Below are 15,846 nucleotides of genomic sequence, written 5' to 3' on the forward strand. Positions count from 1 at the left end.
ACACTAACTCATCAAAAAGTTCCTGAGGCTGAATAGTCAGTATTCGACCGAAACCTCTAGGAACTTTTCTCATGTCTGCCCCTCTTTGCACTACTCCAACCCGTGCTATCCGCGCCGCGGAATTGATCTTCGCCGGACCGGAGAGCCTGAAAGCGCGTAGTTCGCTTTCGAACCCTCAAGTTGTTCCCGTCCTTTCGACGCAAACGGAAAGGAGGGGAGGCTAGTGAAAAAGCGCTACCGCGGCGATCAGACTGATCGCTTCAAGGAAACGCGATTCCATCAGGCACGTCGCGAACGTGAAATGAAGAATCACGTTCCACCGGAAATGTACTTCCGTATCCGCTAGGGGTCGGCTGACGCCATTACCGTCAGTGCCAGACCAAGGGGGATACATGATGGAACCGCAACCGAATATCCAGACGAGGCCCGCCGGCCTGTGGCCCGGCGGGCCTCGCCGCACCCAGATGACGAAGGCCTTGGAACAATGCAGGAGTTTCACAGTCCGACCACGAGAGCTCTTAAATGCAGGTGCCCACCGCCTTGTGGACACGGTGGGCACCTGAAGACTCGGGCGGGGAGTGGACCGTTAACGCTCGATCTCGCCGCGAATAAAGGCCTCTACCTTCTGACGCGCGGTTTCGTCGTCGTACTGCTCCGGCGGCGACTTCATGAAGTAGCTGGAAGCGGAGAGGATGGGACCACCAATGCCGCGGTCCTGGGCGATCTTCGCGGCGCGCACCGCGTCGATGATGACGCCCGCGGAGTTCGGGGAATCCCAAACCTCCAGCTTGTATTCGAGGTTGACCGGCGCATCACCGAAGTTGCGTCCCTCGAGGCGCACGAAAGCCCATTTGCGGTCGTCCAGCCATGACACGAAGTCGCTCGGGCCGATGTGTACGTCATCGGCACCCAGGGCAGCTGAGGTGTTGGAAGTGACCGCCTGGGTCTTGGAGATCTTCTTGGATTCCAGACGCTCGCGCTCGAGCATGTTCTTGAAGTCCATGTTGCCGCCCACATTCAGCTGGTAGGTGCGGTCCAGGACAACCCCACGGTCTTCGAAGAGCTTTGCCATGACGCGGTGGGTGATGGTGGCACCGATTTGGCTCTTGATGTCGTCGCCGACGATCGGAACACCAGCATCTGTGAACTTCTGCGCCCATTCCGGGGTGCCGGCAATGAAGACCGGCAGTGCGTTGACGAAGGCAACGCCAGCGTCAATCGCAGCCTGTGCGTAGAACTTGGCCGCTTCTTCCGAACCCACCGGAAGGTAGCAGACCAGTACATCGACCTGGGCGTCCTTGAGGGACTGAACCATGTCCACCGGTTCGGCCGAGGACTCCTCGATGGTTTCGCGGTAGTACTTGCCCAAGCCATCCAGGGTATGTCCCCGCTGGACGGTGATTCCGGTCTGCGGCACATCCGCGATCTTAATGGTGTTGTTCTCGCTGGCCAGGATTGCGTCAGCAAGATCCAGTCCAACCTTCTTGGCATCGACGTCGTAAGCGGCGACGAACTGCACGTCGCTGACGTGGTAGTCGCCGAACTGAACGTGCATCAGACCCGGAATGGTGGAATCAGCTGCCGCATCGCGGTAGTACTCGACGCCTTGGATAAGTGACGTGGCACAGTTACCCACACCGACGATGGCAACTCTGATCGGGTTCGCCGACACATGAACTCCTTTGGAAAACGATGAAAGCTTTGGGGAGCGGATCCAAGAGATAAGAGTTATCCGCAAACAGGCTCCCCCATAGATCTTAAGTCCCTTACTATGCACTTTCATTCCCGCTTCGGCGAAGAGATTGGGAAGCGAGGCTCGTTACTGTTACCACCCGACCTCATGCGGACGGAAACTCCCCTGAGTTCGGTCGGTAATGACTGAAAACAAAGTCAGTACCAAAAATTCTATTGGGCATGAACGACCGCGCTCGGTGAGCGTAGAGCACGTTATTAGGCTTGAAAAATCATGAAATATTATGTCATTAGCAAAATTTCAGATGCTCATGAGGTGTCTGGTAGCTCTCATTTCACGCCTGTCCAAGAATCCGCCGCAACTTTCGGGCAATTTCCAGCATTGGGCGGGGCATTACGGTGCGTACGCGCTGCCGCAGAGGAAAGTTCTTCAGACGTGACAGCACTTGCTCGTCTGTCTGCAGCGTTCCAGTCTGCGCTCTAGACGCTAGGAGTTGCAGTGCGTCATGCAGATCGCGGGCATTGCGATGAAAGTAATTTTCCCTCAGCCATGCGCGGTTCGGATTACTGAGTCCGAGCATCTGCAGTTGTTGCAGACTGCCTTGAATCCCGGAGCCGACGAACACCGTATTAATCAGTGAAACGTCAACGCCAAAGTCGTTGATGACCAGGGTCGGCAACCCGTGGTCCAGGGCCTCGAGTGCCGCGGTTGAAGAAACCGTGGCCAACGCCGTTCCCGGAACCAGAAATTCGTGCAACGCCCCCGTGGCAAAACGGATGTGGCTGGTCCGGGAGAGCCGTCCGTCCTGGACCATCTGCTCCAACAGCGCGTCATAAGGGTATTGCTCCAGATGTGTTTGCGGTTCTCCGGCCCGGGCGCGCAACTTGATGATGACCTCGGTACCCGGGTTCATCCGGGCCGTGCCTTCCAGAGCCAGCAGGATCTGTTCACGCTCATCACGTGCGCTCGGAACCTTGGCCTGGGCGGCAAACACGACTCGGTTAATCGGCTGGCTACAAGTGGCGGGGAAGCCAGGACTGGTCAAAAACGGCAACTTGCCCAGCAACAGGGTGGGCTGGTGGCCGGGTTCGGAGTCGGCCAGGAAGGAGAAATCCCGCACCTCGGCGTGCGAATGGCAGATGAAGGCATCCCCTGCCCGACGATAGTTCCAGCCTTTCGCCGTCGCGGGGAAAGCTACTCCGGGCAGCGCCGAAACGAGCGCCGTGCGGCGTGCATCGACCGGTTCGCTGCGCAGGATCCTGGCATAAATTTCCGAGACAATCGGCCCGGTGGCCGAAGCGAACAGCACATCTTCGGTGACGGTACCGGCGGTGAGGTGACTTAGCGGCAGAATTTGGACGTGCTGCGGGTCCAAATCCGTGCCGCTGAACGCCGCCCGGATCTGCTCGTCGGTGGGGCTTGTGGGGGTGCGGACAACCACGACCCGCCGCCGCCATCCGTCGCCGAGCTGGTGCAGCAGATGGGCGGCCAGCTTCAGGTACGAGTCGGAGTCGGCCACGGCCAAGATGGAGGGAGTCACCGGGCATCACACCTTCAGGGAATTGGACAGGTGCTCGCGCAGCTGCCGGGATGTCGCGGCGGTCCACCAGTGTTCGGGCACCGCTTGGGGAATGACCTGGTGACGTTGCGTACCCAGCAGCAGGCGCAGCGAAGGCACCACTGTGGAGGGCAAGGAGCGGATTAGCTGACCGGAGCGCAACCGGCGCAGGCGCATCTCAATGGGAATGGTGTGCTCCTTGAGCCGGACATTGGGGATCCGGCCAATCAGCTCGAGCAGGCGCGGGGTTTCGCGGCGGTGCGGAAAATACGCCAGCGGCCCGTCCTGGGCCACATCACGCAGCCATTCCAGATACGGCTCGGGATGGATCAGCCCGTCGGTGCTCATCGCCGAGCCGATGACCAAGGTGGGTTCGGCGAAGCTCTCGGCCACGGGTTGGGCGGCGAGCCATTCGAAGCGGTGCTGGGCAAACTTGATGCCCAGTTGCTCCATGCGTTCGCGCGTGGGCTCATCCACGTCCAGGGCGGAGACGATCAGCAGGCGCTGATCGCGCGCCATTAAACGCAGCCGGTACCACAGCGCCAGTCCCAGTGCCCTGCGGCCCGCGGAGTTCTCCACCCGCTCACGCACCAGTGGTACCGGATCTTGGCTGGTCAGCTGGCGGATCAGCGCCAAGGTGGCGAGCCCGTCGTCGATGATGACCACTTCACGGGATTGCACCGGCCCCAGCAGGGCACGCTGCACCCTGCCCGAGTAGGCGTCCCCGGTGACCCAGCGTTCATCGGTGGACAGCGGTGCCGGTGGGTTGCGGGAGGGCTCGGCAATCGCCAGCCCGCGGGGGGCGGCCTGCAGCAGTGCTTTGGTGGTGGCCTCCAGCGGCATGTTTTGCCGTGGCACGATTCGGGTGTTGCTGCCCAGCAGCCCCGCTGCATGGGTTTCCACCGCAGAGAGCAGCTGCAGTGGGGATTCGACCCAGACTCGGCAGTGGCCGAAGCGTGGCCGGCTGACCTCCGCCTGCGGACGGTGCACGATCTTTTTCACCCGCGCGCTCCCGACTCCAGGCGACGGGCCATGCTGCTAAAGGCCCGCGCCCCGCGGCGTTGCATGCCGCGCACCGAGCGGCCGGCGGCGCGACGCAACCGGAGCACGGGGCTGCGCTGCGAGTTGGGGTGGGCCCAGCGCGGGGGCAGGTCCAGCTTGGCCAGCCGGCGGCGCTTGAAGTACTCCGGGTGGGCCGCATAGTTGGCTTCCAGGTACTCTTCGGTCTGGGCGCGCAGGGATTCGAGCTGCCCGGACTGCATGCAGTACGACACGGCGCGCACCAGGGCGCTGAGCTCATCCACCGAACCCGACCGCACCCGGGAGGGGGCCGGCAGCTGTTGGCGGAACAGCGCGTGGATCAGGGTCAGCGGGATCCGGTTCGAGTTCTGGTACGGGGCCAGGTGCTGCAGCAGCGCGTCGGTGCCCACCGCGCTGACCGGTATGTCGAGCATGTAGTGGGCGGTGACCAGTGCGGTGGAAAAGCAGGAAATGACGCGCTGCGGGCGCAGCGCCCCGATCACGGTCTCGGCCAGCAGCGGGGTGCGCAGCAGCGTGAACCCCAGGCCCTGCTGTGCGGCGAGGACGGCGAGCCTGCGTGCCGAGGCGGGGGAGGAACTGGGGTGCGGCTTGAACACCACGTGCCCGGCTCCGCAGTCAGCGGCCTCCTGCAGCATCTGACGGTGCAGTTCCAGTTCCTGCTCATCATCCAGCAGTCCCAGCGCCCCCAGGTACTGGCCGAGCACCAGGGCATGGTCGGCCGGCACCCGGGGCAGCAGCCCGGTGACCTGCGGGTCGCGGGCCACCTCGTCGAAGACCCGGCGCAGCGCCGGCAGCGGCACCACGGTGCGCCGTGGACACAGCTCGTGCAGCAGCAGCGGGCGCAGCCCCGGCACCAGATCCACATGGCAGGTGCCGGCGATCCGCTGGGCGATCGGGCGCGGCAGCCTGCTGCGGGTGGGCCCGTAGGACATCAGGCCATCGGAATGCACGGTGATGGGTGCGTCGTGGAAGATCCGGGCCAGCGCCTGGGCCGGATTGACCTGGATCGACTCGAGCACCAGGTGCACCGGTTCGCGGCCCAGGCCCCAGGCGGTGCGCAGCAGGCGCTCGAAGGTCACCAGTTCCTCGGTGCGCGGGTTGAAGGCCCCGACCCGGCGCGGGGCGATCAGCGCCCCGAAGTCCACGACGGCATCGAAACGCTCGGCCAGGGCCGGGAAGCCGGGCACCTCATCGAGCGGCACCGTCAGCTCCGGGGCCATTGAGCCGTTGGCCAGCACCAGGATGCGGCGCTCGGCCGGGGGCAGCAGTCCGGCGTCAAGCATCGCCGCCAGGCACATGACCTGGAAGCTGGTGGAGGCGGCAAGCAGCTGGATCATGCTCCCACCCCCACCGGCGCCGGGGTGTACACGGTGCGCAGCAGCTTGCGCCGGCGCGGGTCCAGCTGTTCCAGCGCCTCGGCCATCGGTCTGGGCGGCAGCTGGGCCAGGGCGGCCCCCAGCTGGCGGCGCAGCTCGGCGGCCAGCGCGGCGGGGAACTGCCCGATGCGGTCCAGATGGTGGCAGGCGATCGCGAAGAACTGGCGCAGCGCCTTGGGCAGGAAGCGGTCGGCCTCCCGGTCCTGGCTGACCAGCTGCACGATCTGGCCGAAGGCCGGGATGAAGTGCAGCTGGCGTTCGTCGAACACCTGGGTCAGGGAGCCGGGCAGGTTGCGCCGGTAGAACTGGCTGGCCTCACCCACCACCGCGTAGCTGGTGCTGGACAGGTACAGCCGCCACAGCCAGGGCCGGTCCTCGCAGGTGGCCAGCGCCGGGTCGAACCACTGGGTGTCGCCCAGCACGTCGTGGCGGTACATGCCGGTGAACACATACGGGTAGTCGATCATGCTGGCCGCATCCACCGGCAGGATGTCCTCCCGCGGATCCAGGACCACATTGTGCAGCGCCTGCGGGGCACGGTGGATGCTGCGGCTGGTGCCGCGCACCCGCACCTGGTCGCAGCGCACGAAGTCCACCTCGAGCCGTTCCAGCCCGTCGGCCAGGGAGGCCAGGTGGTCGCGGGAAAACCAGTCATCCGGGTCCAGGAACGTGACGTAGCTGCCGGTGGCCGCCGCCAACCCGGTGTTGCGGGCCGCGGACACCCCGCGGTTTTCCGGGTGGGTGATCAGCCGCAGGTCCTCGAAGCGGCCCCGGTAGTCCTGCACCAGGGTGGGCGTCAGGTCGCTGGAGTGGTCATCGACCACGATGACCTGCAGGCGATGGCGGCCCAGGCGCTGGGCGACCAGCGAGTCCAGGGCGTCGTTGATGAAGGGCTCCTGGTTGTAGGCCGGGATGATGACGCTGATCAATCCCGGAACCCGTGCGGTTCCGGTGGGGGTGTGCGTTGCGGTCACTGCGGATCTTTCATGCGGGGGCAGGTGGCGGGGGGAGGGGGCTGCGGCGGGCCAGGCCGGGCAAAGCGCGAATTCCGGGGCCCGTGGCGGGCCCCGGAATCAGGGGTGGTTCCCGGGCGGGACCGGGTTAGCCGTCGACGCGGCGCAGGCGCGAGAGCGGGGCCAGCTCACCGGGGAAGACCTTCTTCACCCCGTCGCCCATGGCCTGCTCCAGGATGCGGATGTCGCGGATCAGCGCCTCGAAGCCCTTGGGCTCCAGCGAGGAGGCCTGGTCCGAGCCCCACATGGTGCGGTCCAGCGTGATGTGGCGTTCCACGGTGACCGCGCCCAGGGCGACGGCGGCCAGGGAGATCTGCAGGCCGCGTTCGTGCCCGGAGTAGCCCACCGGCACCTGGTAGCGATCGCGCAGGGTCTCGATGGTGCGCAGGTTCGCCTCCTCCGGGGGCAGCGGGTAGGTGGAGGTGGCGTGCATCAGCACCAGCTTGTCGGTGCCCAGGGTTTCCACGGCCTTGTCGATCTGCTCGATGGTGGACATCCCGGTGGACAGGATGATCGGCTTGCCGGTCTCGGCCAGCGCCCGCAGCAGCTCCAGGTCGGTGACCGAGGCGGAGGCGACCTTGTGGGTCACCGCGCCCTGGGCCTCCATGAACTCCACCGAGGGAACGTCCCAGGGGGAGGCGAAGGCGTGCATGCCCTTGGAGGCGGCGTAGGAGATCAGCTCCTTGTACTGGGCCTGGTCGAACTCGACCCGGTAGCGGTAGTCCAGGTAGGTCATCTCGCCCCACGGGGTGGAGCGGATCTTGTCGCGCATGTCCATCGGGGTGGAGACCTCCGGGGTGCGCTTCTGGAACTTCACCGCGTTCGCCCCGGCGGCCGCCGACACGTCGATCAGCTGCTTGGCGATCTCGATGTCACCGTTGTGATTGATTCCGATTTCGCCGATCACGTACACCTGCTGGCCGGCACCGAGCAGGTGCTCGCCGATGGCAACGGGCTTGATTTCGGTGTTCACGGTGGTCATGGATACTGCCTTTCGTAGTGGTGGAAAGTCTGTGGTCGTGGGGCTGCGGACCAGCCCCGGACGGTCTTTACCTGCTGCGCGCGGCCAACACGAGTTCGGCCAGTTCACGCACCGCGCCGGACCCTCCGGCACGGGTAAGTCGGTGTCGGGCCACACGGTGGGCCTCGGGACGGGCATCGGCCACGGTGACCGGCCAACCCACCAGTTCCATGGCGGGCACGTCATTGATGTCATTGCCCAAATAGGCCACCCGAGCGGGATTGATGGACTCATCGGCCATCCAGCGTGAGAGGTACTCGGCCTTGGACTCAATGCCCTGGGCGACCTCCACCTGCAGCTTCGCGGCGCGGGCGGAAACGATCCGGTTGCGTTCCTTGGACAGGATCAAGAACTTCACCCCGGCCGCCCGCAGCCGTTCGACCCCCATCCCGTCCGAACGCGAAACTCGCACCGATTCGGTGCCCCGCTCATCCAGATAGGCGGTGTCCGGGGTGTGCACCCCGTCGAAGTCGGTGACCACCGCATCCACCTCGATGTGTCCGGCGGCGCCGGTCGCCTGCTGGTCCGCCCAGTGCAGGTCGGCTTCCGAATCGATGTCGATGCCGTGCTCCACCGGTACCTGCTGGATCGCCAGGGTCCCGAAGAAGCGGTGCCCGCTGGCCAGCAGGCCGGGGGTGTGCATGGCGTAAAAGGCGCCGGTTTCCCGAAACCTGGGTTCCCGGTCCTGGCGGCGTGGGCGGTGCGCGGCGTCGTGGCCAACGGCCACCGCCGCGCCCTCCGGGGACAGGCCCCAGTGGAAGCCGTGATCGGGGACCGCGGCGAAGCTGACATCGGCCTTGCCGGAGGCCACCTGCTGCACCGCGGCATCCAGGTCCGCCGGGTCGATGAAGGGGGAGGTGCATTGGATGAACAGGGTGATCTGCGGGTGCTCCTCGCGCTGGGCGAGCACGTGCAGGAGCACCGATTCGCTGCTGGCCGTGTCCCCGGCGATTTCGGCCGGGCGGTCGACAACGCTGGCGCCGTAGGCCAGGGCCTCCTGCCGGATCTGTTCATGATCGGTGCTGACCACGACTTCGCTGACTGAGGCCGCGGCCTGGGCCGATTGGATCGCACGGCCCAGCAGGCTCTGGCCGCCGACCTTGCGCAGGTTCTTGAGCCGTACCGCCTTGGATCCTCCACGGGCCGGGATGATCGCCAAGACGCTGGGCTGGTTGGTATTGCTCACGTCCTTGACGCTAGGAGCCGGAGTTAACCGTTGCGCACCCTTTGGGTAAACGCGGGGTGAAGTGCAGGTGTAATTACCCGCCTACGCACCGACCGGGTCGATAGGAAGGATGCCGGAAAGCACCAGGCGCAGTGCGGGCCGGGCATCCGAGCGGTCCTGGCGCACGATGCGGTGCAGGATGATGCCCTCCGCGCACGCCATCAGTGCGCTGGCCCCGGACTGGGGATCCCCGGCGCCCAGGCGTTGCAGGGCGGCGGTGACAAAACGCTCGAGGATCACCCGGCCGGCCGTGACCCGTTCCCGCAACCGCTCATCGTGGCTGGCCTCCATGAACAGGATCAGCCGCGCGGTGCTCAGCACCCGGCGCTCGCCGGTGGTCGCATCGATCAGCCGGGCCATGGACTCCAGCAGCTGTGCGGCCGTTGCCGGCATCGTGGCCGCCTCGGTGGCCCGGGCTTCCAGCTCGATGATCCGATCCATGACCGCATGTACCAGGGCCGCCCGGGTGCGGGCGTAGTTGGAGGTGGAACCCGCGGGCAGACCGGCATGTTCATCCACCCGACGATGGGTCAGGGCACGCAGCCCCTGGGTCCCCACCAGTTCAATGGCCGCGTCCATGGCCCGCTGCTGCCCCGTTTCCATGTCCTCACTATAAGCGGGTCGGAAGTTGGCCAACGCGCCGACAGTAGATTGCATGTCCTGCATTTTCAGAAACGTCCCTGGCGGGCGGCGCAAGTGCTGCTCGAGCGCCTGGTTCTTCGCTGGTGACAGGTTTCGCCGGGGAGGGAATTCAACGCGGGCCGGAAATGCCCCGTCCATTTGGTTCAGAAAGCCACCCACAGTCCTTGCGGCCCAAGACAAGCTGGAAGCCCGGGGATTGGCGGGTGGGTTGCTGGCAGTGCTTGAGCCGGCGTCCGCTTTACCTTCCGCCGGTCGGCGGTACAGGCGGAAAACGCAGCGACGCCCAGGAAGCGGTGGGACGCGGGGTCATGCGTTAACACATGCAGGACAAGCGGGCCTGATGCGGGTCTTCGACATTTCCAACAACTAGGGTGGGGATCATGGGTGAGCCAAGAAAGCGACAGCAGACCCGCCAGCCGTGGCGGATCACCGTGCCCTCGCGCAGTGACGCCTTCCTGCGTCAGTTCACTCGCGTTATTGGTGGTCCATTGGGGCGGCGCAGCGATCCCGGGCGGGTGAGCCCGGGGATTTTTACGGTCGAACGAGTGCTGATCATCCTCACCGTCACCGGTTCGCTTTTGATGCTACTGGCCAAGAACCCATGCCGCGTCAACGGCTGGACGGGGCAGAATCCCTACCTCATGGCCTGCTACACCGACTGGGTTCCGCTCTTCGGAGCGCGGGGCTTTGCCGAAAATCCGTGGGCCCCTTTCAGCGCGGGAGCCGAATTCGAGTACCCGGTGCTGATGAGCGCGGCCGCTTCCGGGGTGGCGGCCCTGGTTCCGGAGACGGCAGTGAACCGCGCCTTGCTGTACTTTGACCTCAACCTGGTCCTGGTTTCGGTGCTCTGGCTGGTGACCGTCCTGTGCACTGCCCGCATGGCCGGGCGTCGTCCGTGGGACGCGGCCATGGTCGCCATTGCCCCCGGGATGATCTTGACGGCAAGCATCAACTGGGACATGTGGGCAGTGGCCCTGCTCGCGCTGGGGATGCTCAGCTTTGCACGTCGGCACCTGGTGTTGGCGGGAGTGCTCATTGGTTTGGGGACCGCCACAAAACTGTACCCGGTCCTGTTCCTGGGCGCCGTGCTTGTCCTTGCGCTGCGCACCGGCAAGCTTCGGGTTTTTGCCGTGACCGGCGGGTCGGCATTGGCGGCGTGGCTGGCGGTCAACATGCCCTACGCCCTGGCCTTCCCCGAGTCCTTCGCCCACTTCTTCAAGTTCACTTCCGAACGCGGTGCCGGACTATCCAGTTTCTGGCACGTGTGGAACATTGTCGCCGCGAAGGTGCCGGGGATGGTGCATTTGGAGGCCCAGGCCATCTCCCGGTTGGGGCTGGTTCTGTTCTTCCTGGCCTGCGTGGCGGTGGCGTTGTTGACCTTCTTCGCCCGGCACCGTCCGCGAGTGGCGAGCCTGGTGTTCCTGATTGTGGGATCGTTCGTGCTGGTGAACAAGGTGTATTCGCCGCAGTTCATCGTGTGGCTTATTCCGCTCTTTGCCCTGGCGTTGCCGCGGTGGAAGGAATTCACTGTGTGGATGGCGGTGGAGGTGCTGCACTTTTATGGATTGTGGTTCTACATCCACAGCTACTCCTCGGAGGTGGAGGCCAATCACGCGTTCCCCGAGTCGGGTTACGTCGTGTTGGTCCTGGCCCATATGTTCATGCTCGGATACCTTATGTTCCGTGTCGTTCAAAGTATTCTAAAACCGGAATATGACCCAGTCAGAGCGGTAGGCCAAGAAGACCCGCAAGCCGGCCCGTTCGCCGGGGCGGATGACCGGATCAGTTGGAGCATTGTGCGAAGTCGGCGTGGGAGCATCCCTTTCGAAGCCACCACCTCCGCCGGCGGTAGGAGCGCTGAATGAGCCGGGTCGCCGTGGTCGGGGCCGGACCCAACGGGCTGGCGGCGGGGTGTGTGGCGGCACGGGCAGGACTGGATGTCACGGTTTACGAGGCCAACACCACCATCGGCGGCGCCGCGCGCACCATCCCCCTGGACGGGTCCGAGGCGGTCTTCGATGTGGGTAGCGCGGTGCACCCCATGGCTTTGCTCTCCCCGGCGTTCGCCGACCTGAAGGTCCGCGAACGAGTGGACTTCCTTGTGCCCCAGATGTCCTACGCCCACGTGCTCGACCAGCGCACCGCCTACGCCTGGCAGGATCTGGACCGGACCGTAGAGCACCTGGATTCGGGCTCGAACCTACCCCTTGGGCAGGGCGCGGTGTTCGCCGGACTCCTGGGTCCGCTGGTGCAGCGGATTAACCAGCTGGGGGACACCCTGCTGAATCCGTTGCTGCGACTACCCGCCCATCCTGGAACGCTGACCGCGTTCGGGGCCGCGACCCTGGGCGGAATGGGCCTGCAACAGGCATTGAGCCGACGCTACCCGAAGGCGGCCGCGCTGCTGGCCGGCTGCGCCGCCCATGTGGCCGGTGGTTCGCGCGGACCGGCCGGTGCCGGAGCCGGATTGTTTCTGGCCGCTGCTGCCCACGCGGGCGGGTGGCCGATACCCCGGGGTGGCTCCCAGGCGATCAGCCAGGCGCTGGCCACCGAGCTGAGGGCCCACGGAGGACGGATTGAGACCGGGCGCCGCATCGAAGAACTCGGGGAAATGGACGCGCAGACCATCTTGCTGGACACCTCCCCGGAAACCGCCGCCCGGCTCGGGCGAGGTCGGATTCCGCATGCCCTGGCACAGCGGCTGGCGAATCCCCGGCGTTCCCCAGGCAGTTGCGTAGTGCACTATGTGCTGCGTGAACCGGTGCCCTGGAGGGATCCGCTGCTGGCCCAGGCCGGCACCATCCACCTGGCCGGTACCGCCCGGCAGGTGCTGCGCACCGAACGGGAAAGTCGCCGTCGTCCCGCCGATCATCCGTTCGTGCTGGTTTCCCAGCCCTCACAGTTTGACCCCACTCGGGCCCCCGGCGGGCAGCAGGTGCTGTGGGCCTACTGCCATGTCCCGCTGGGCTCCGATGCCAACATGGCACCGCGCATCACAGCCCAGCTTGAGGCTGCCGCCCCCGGCTTCCGGGACGTGGTGCTCGAACAGCATGTGCGTACCGCGCGCGGACTGCAGCGGCAAAACCCTGCCCTGGTGGGCGGCGACCTGTCCGGGGGCACCATGGATCTGCTGGGCAGTATCCGGCGCCCCCGGGTGAGCACCAATCCGTGGTGGCTGCAGTCCAAGGGACTGTACCTGGTCTCCTCGGCCACCCCTCCGGGCCCGTCGGTGCACGGCATGGGCGGTTATCTGGGGGCAAAGGCCATGCTGTCCCATGAGTTCGGGATCCGCTGAATCCCGGCAGCGCCATGTCCGGCCGCGGAAACCGGTGATGAAATAGGATCGAGGCATGGCCACACTGATCACCCTTGCCACCTTGTGGATCGTCTTCATCTGGATGTACCGCTCCGAACCGCGCCGCCTGATCAACGCCGCCGTCCTGCTGCCAGCGGTGCTGCTGACGCTGAGCAGCATCACCGAGGCGCTGTCCAGCACGGTGCCCGGGGCCGGATTCGTGCTGGCGCTGCTGCTGTTCTCGCTGCCGCTGATGGTCCTGATCTTCGCCGGGGTGCTGATCTACAATGGGGTGCTGATGTGGCGCCGGGAGGGGGCCCGGCTGGGCAACCTGCTCTCGCTGATCGCCGGGCTGCTGGTGCTGGGGCTTCCGGCGCTAGCGGTGCTGCTGGTGCTCTCCCACCACTGGCTGGGGCTGGTCAGCGCGTTCGTGCTGTTCATGGGTTCCGTGTTCACCGCCATGATGTTCGCCATGGTGCTGCTCTACGCCTGGGTGTACGCCAAGTTCCCGGTCTACAAGGACCCCTCGGGGATTGTGGTGCTCGGCTCGCGAACAATCGACGGCACGGTGCCGGCGCTGCTGCGCGGACGGCTGGACAAGGGGATTGAGCTCTTCCGCCGCTTGCCGCCGGAAAGCGCCTGGATTGTGCCCAGCGGCGGCAAGGGGAGTGACGAAGCGGAGCCGGAGGGCGTGAGCATGGCCCGCTACCTGCAGGAGCAGGGGATCGACCGGCAGCGGATCCTGGTGGAGGACCGGGCCCGGGACACGGTGGAGAACCTGAAGTACTCCCACCAGCTGCTCCGGGAGCAGGGCCGGGAAGAGGGCCTGTGGATCGTCACCAGCGACTACCACAGCCTGCGCGCCGCCCTGGCCTCCCGTCAGCTGGGCTACGACGCTGCCTCCTTCGGCGGCAAGACCGCCGCCTACTACCGGCCCAGCGCATTTTTGCGCGAATTCATCGCCATCGCCCGCGACCAGTGGAAGACCTTCGTGGTGCTGGCCCTGCCCTTTGCCGCGGTGCTGATCTTCGGGCTGGTCTTTTCGCTGAACCAGTCGCTGAACTAGGCCCGGTCCCCGCCCGGGGCGGGGTGAACTCATCCTTATGGGGGATCAGCAAAATCAACATTGCGGGCGGTGACCGCCCGACGAGCAGAGCCTAGGCTGAAAGCATGATTCAGGCCCAGCAGCTAACCAAGAGATATGGCGCGAAGACCGCGGTGGACAACGTCTCCTTCACGGTCCAGCCCGGGATGGTCACCGGGTTCCTCGGCCCCAACGGCGCCGGCAAGTCCACCACCATGCGCATGGCTGTGGGACTGGCCCGCCCCAGTGCCGGGCAGGTGACGGTCAACGGCCGCCGCCTGGGTGAATCCCGCCACCCGCTGACCGAGGTGGGCACGCTGCTGGAGGCCAAGAGCGTGCACAAGTCACTGACCCCGCGCTCCCACCTGCGCGCCATGGCCGCCACCCACGGGATCAGCTTTTCCCGGGTGGATGAGGTGCTGGAGCTGACCGGGCTGCGCCAGGTGGCGCGCAAGAAGGTCGGCGGCTTCTCCCTGGGCATGGGCCAGCGGCTGGGGATCGCCACCGCCCTGCTGGGGGACCCGCGGGTGCTGATCCTGGATGAGCCGGTCAACGGCCTGGACCCGGAAGGGGTGGCCTGGGTGCGCACCCTGGCCCGCCACCAGGCCTCCGAGGGTAAGACCGTGTTCATCTCCTCCCACCTGATGAGCGAGATGGCGCAGACCGCCGACCACCTGATCGTGATTGGGCGCGGACGGATCATGGCCGACGCCCCGATCAGCCAGTTCCTGGAGGCCGAGGTGCGCCAGACCCTGGTGAAGTCCGAGCAGCTGGAGGTGCTGATGAACGCGCTGGCGGCCGAGGGGGTCCAGCTGGTGCGCGAGGACGCCACCACGCTGAAGGTCTACGGGCCCAGCTCCCAGGACATTGGGCGCCGCGCCCTGGAAACCGGGGTGGTGCTCAGCGAACTGCGTCCGCTGCAGCGCACCCTGGAGGACGCCTACATGGAGCTGACCCGCGACGCAATCGAATACCAGACCCAGTCCGAGCAGGAACTGGCAGCACGAAGGGACCACCGATGAGCAAGCACGCAGTGCCCGTTCTGGGCGGCAACGTCAGCCTCTGGGGCGTGTTGCGCGGGGAGGCGATCAAGTTCTTCGCCCTGACCTCCACCCGGATCCTGGTGGCCGTCTCCATCCTGGTGATGGTCGGCTTCGCGGCCCTGGTGCTGTGGAGCGTGGGGATGGTCGCCGGCACGCCGGCCGCCGGCACCCCGGGCATGCCGGACATGGCCTCGGAGGGGTTCGTGGCCGAAATGATCGGTTCCGGGCTCTCCTTCGCCCAGCTGATCATCGGCGCGTTGGCCGTGCTGTTGATGAGCGGGGAGTTCACCACCGGTTCCGCGGTGAGCACCTTCCTGGCCAGCCCGCAGCGCTTGCGGGTGCTCACGGCCAAGGCGCTGCTGATGACCGGGGTGACCGTCGTGGTGGGCCTGGCCTCCTTCGCCCTATCCTACCTGGTGTGCAAGCCGCTGGCCCAGATGTATTCGATGCCGCTGAACTTCACCTCCGAACCGTTCCAGCGCGCCATGTGGTTCGGCACCCTGTACCTGGTTATGGTGACGATGATCGGGCTGGCGCTGGGCACCATGCTGCGCAACTCGGCCGGGGGCATCACGGTGCTGGTGGCCCTGTTCTTCGTGGTGCCGATCGCCACCAGCATCATCGCCTCGCTGGTGGACTGGTTCCAGAAGGTCGCCCCGTTCCTGCCCGACCAGGCTGGCATGTCCCTGGCCCTGCCGTTGAGCTACCCCTCGGACTGGGAAACCTGGCAGCAGCTGCTGGTGGTGGGCGGCTGGATGCTGATCCCGCTGGTGCTGGCCGGGATCCTGGTCAAGGCCCGGGACATCTAGGTGACCGCCCGCGGCACCCGGAGCGGACGCACTGGCCAGGGACTAT

The 15,846-nt window shown here is 65.9% G+C and carries 14 protein-coding genes; 6 read left to right on the forward strand and 8 right to left on the reverse strand.

Annotation, left to right across the window (positions count from 1 at the left end; all coding sequences use genetic code 11):
• Positions 1-223 precede the first annotated feature (223 nt).
• Positions 224-346, forward strand: coding sequence for a hypothetical protein (locus FDN03_RS16945; protein ID WP_279402141.1), 123 nt, complete (start codon positions 224-226; stop codon positions 344-346).
• A gap of 240 nt (positions 347-586) precedes the next feature.
• Here FDN03_RS16945 and FDN03_RS09875 read toward each other — a convergent pair whose 3' ends face one another.
• The 8 genes from FDN03_RS09875 to FDN03_RS09910 form a co-directional block, all read right to left on the reverse strand.
• Positions 587-1,672, reverse strand: coding sequence for an inositol-3-phosphate synthase (locus tag FDN03_RS09875; protein ID WP_054820501.1), 1,086 nt, complete (start codon positions 1,670-1,672; stop codon positions 587-589).
• A 355-nt stretch (positions 1,673-2,027) separates the two neighbouring features.
• Complete coding sequence (locus FDN03_RS09880) at positions 2,028-3,233, reverse strand: DUF6716 putative glycosyltransferase (protein ID WP_138176467.1); 1,206 nt, start codon at positions 3,231-3,233, stop codon at positions 2,028-2,030.
• A 6-nt stretch (positions 3,234-3,239) separates the two neighbouring features.
• On the reverse strand, positions 3,240-4,253 hold the full coding sequence (locus FDN03_RS09885; protein ID WP_138176469.1) for a hypothetical protein: 1,014 nt from the start codon (positions 4,251-4,253) through the stop codon (positions 3,240-3,242).
• Positions 4,250-5,629 carry a polysialyltransferase family glycosyltransferase gene (locus FDN03_RS09890; RefSeq protein ID WP_138176471.1) on the reverse strand — a complete coding sequence of 460 codons (1,380 nt, stop codon included), beginning with the start codon at positions 5,627-5,629 and terminating at the stop codon, positions 4,250-4,252. The genes FDN03_RS09885 and FDN03_RS09890 overlap by 4 nt, the downstream gene beginning before the upstream one ends.
• The gene (locus FDN03_RS09895; RefSeq protein ID WP_138176473.1) at positions 5,626-6,642 is read right to left on the reverse strand and encodes a glycosyltransferase family 2 protein; all 1,017 of its coding nucleotides are present in this window, start codon (positions 6,640-6,642) and stop codon (positions 5,626-5,628) included. The genes FDN03_RS09890 and FDN03_RS09895 overlap by 4 nt, the downstream gene beginning before the upstream one ends.
• 127 nt (positions 6,643-6,769) lie before the next feature.
• A complete protein-coding gene (locus FDN03_RS09900; protein ID WP_138176475.1) occupies positions 6,770-7,663 on the reverse strand; it encodes an N-acetylneuraminate synthase family protein in 894 nt (297 codons plus the stop codon).
• A 67-nt stretch (positions 7,664-7,730) separates the two neighbouring features.
• Positions 7,731-8,888, reverse strand: a complete 1,158-nt coding sequence (locus FDN03_RS09905; RefSeq protein ID WP_138176477.1) for an acylneuraminate cytidylyltransferase — start codon at positions 8,886-8,888, stop codon at positions 7,731-7,733.
• Positions 8,889-8,969: 81 nt separating this feature from the next.
• Positions 8,970-9,584: a TetR family transcriptional regulator gene (locus FDN03_RS09910; protein ID WP_212743899.1), complete on the reverse strand. Its 615-nt coding sequence runs from the start codon at positions 9,582-9,584 to the stop codon at positions 8,970-8,972.
• A gap of 365 nt (positions 9,585-9,949) precedes the next feature.
• On the opposite strand from FDN03_RS09910, the gene FDN03_RS09915 reads away from it, so the two are divergent.
• From FDN03_RS09915 to FDN03_RS16435, 5 genes are all read left to right on the forward strand, one after another.
• Positions 9,950-11,434 carry a glycosyltransferase 87 family protein gene (locus tag FDN03_RS09915; protein ID WP_138176479.1) on the forward strand — a complete coding sequence of 495 codons (1,485 nt, stop codon included), beginning with the start codon at positions 9,950-9,952 and terminating at the stop codon, positions 11,432-11,434.
• Entirely contained in the window at positions 11,431-12,864 is a 1,434-nt protein-coding gene (locus FDN03_RS09920) for an NAD(P)/FAD-dependent oxidoreductase (RefSeq protein ID WP_138176481.1), read from the forward strand. The genes FDN03_RS09915 and FDN03_RS09920 overlap by 4 nt, the downstream gene beginning before the upstream one ends.
• Before the next feature lie 55 nt (positions 12,865-12,919).
• Entirely contained in the window at positions 12,920-13,930 is a 1,011-nt protein-coding gene (locus FDN03_RS09925) for a YdcF family protein (RefSeq protein WP_138176483.1), read from the forward strand.
• Positions 13,931-14,034: 104 nt separating this feature from the next.
• Positions 14,035-14,970 (forward strand): ATP-binding cassette domain-containing protein, encoded by a 936-nt coding sequence (locus FDN03_RS09930; protein WP_138176485.1) that lies wholly within the window; start codon positions 14,035-14,037, stop codon positions 14,968-14,970.
• Positions 14,967-15,800 carry an ABC transporter permease gene (locus FDN03_RS16435; protein ID WP_171021203.1) on the forward strand — a complete coding sequence of 278 codons (834 nt, stop codon included), beginning with the start codon at positions 14,967-14,969 and terminating at the stop codon, positions 15,798-15,800. Before FDN03_RS09930 ends, FDN03_RS16435 begins: the two co-directional genes overlap by 4 nt.
• The last annotated feature ends 46 nt before the right edge of the window (positions 15,801-15,846 follow it).

This window comes from Glutamicibacter sp. V16R2B1 (assembly GCF_005774635.1).
Taxonomy (GTDB): Bacteria; Actinomycetota; Actinomycetes; order Actinomycetales; family Micrococcaceae; genus Glutamicibacter; species Glutamicibacter creatinolyticus.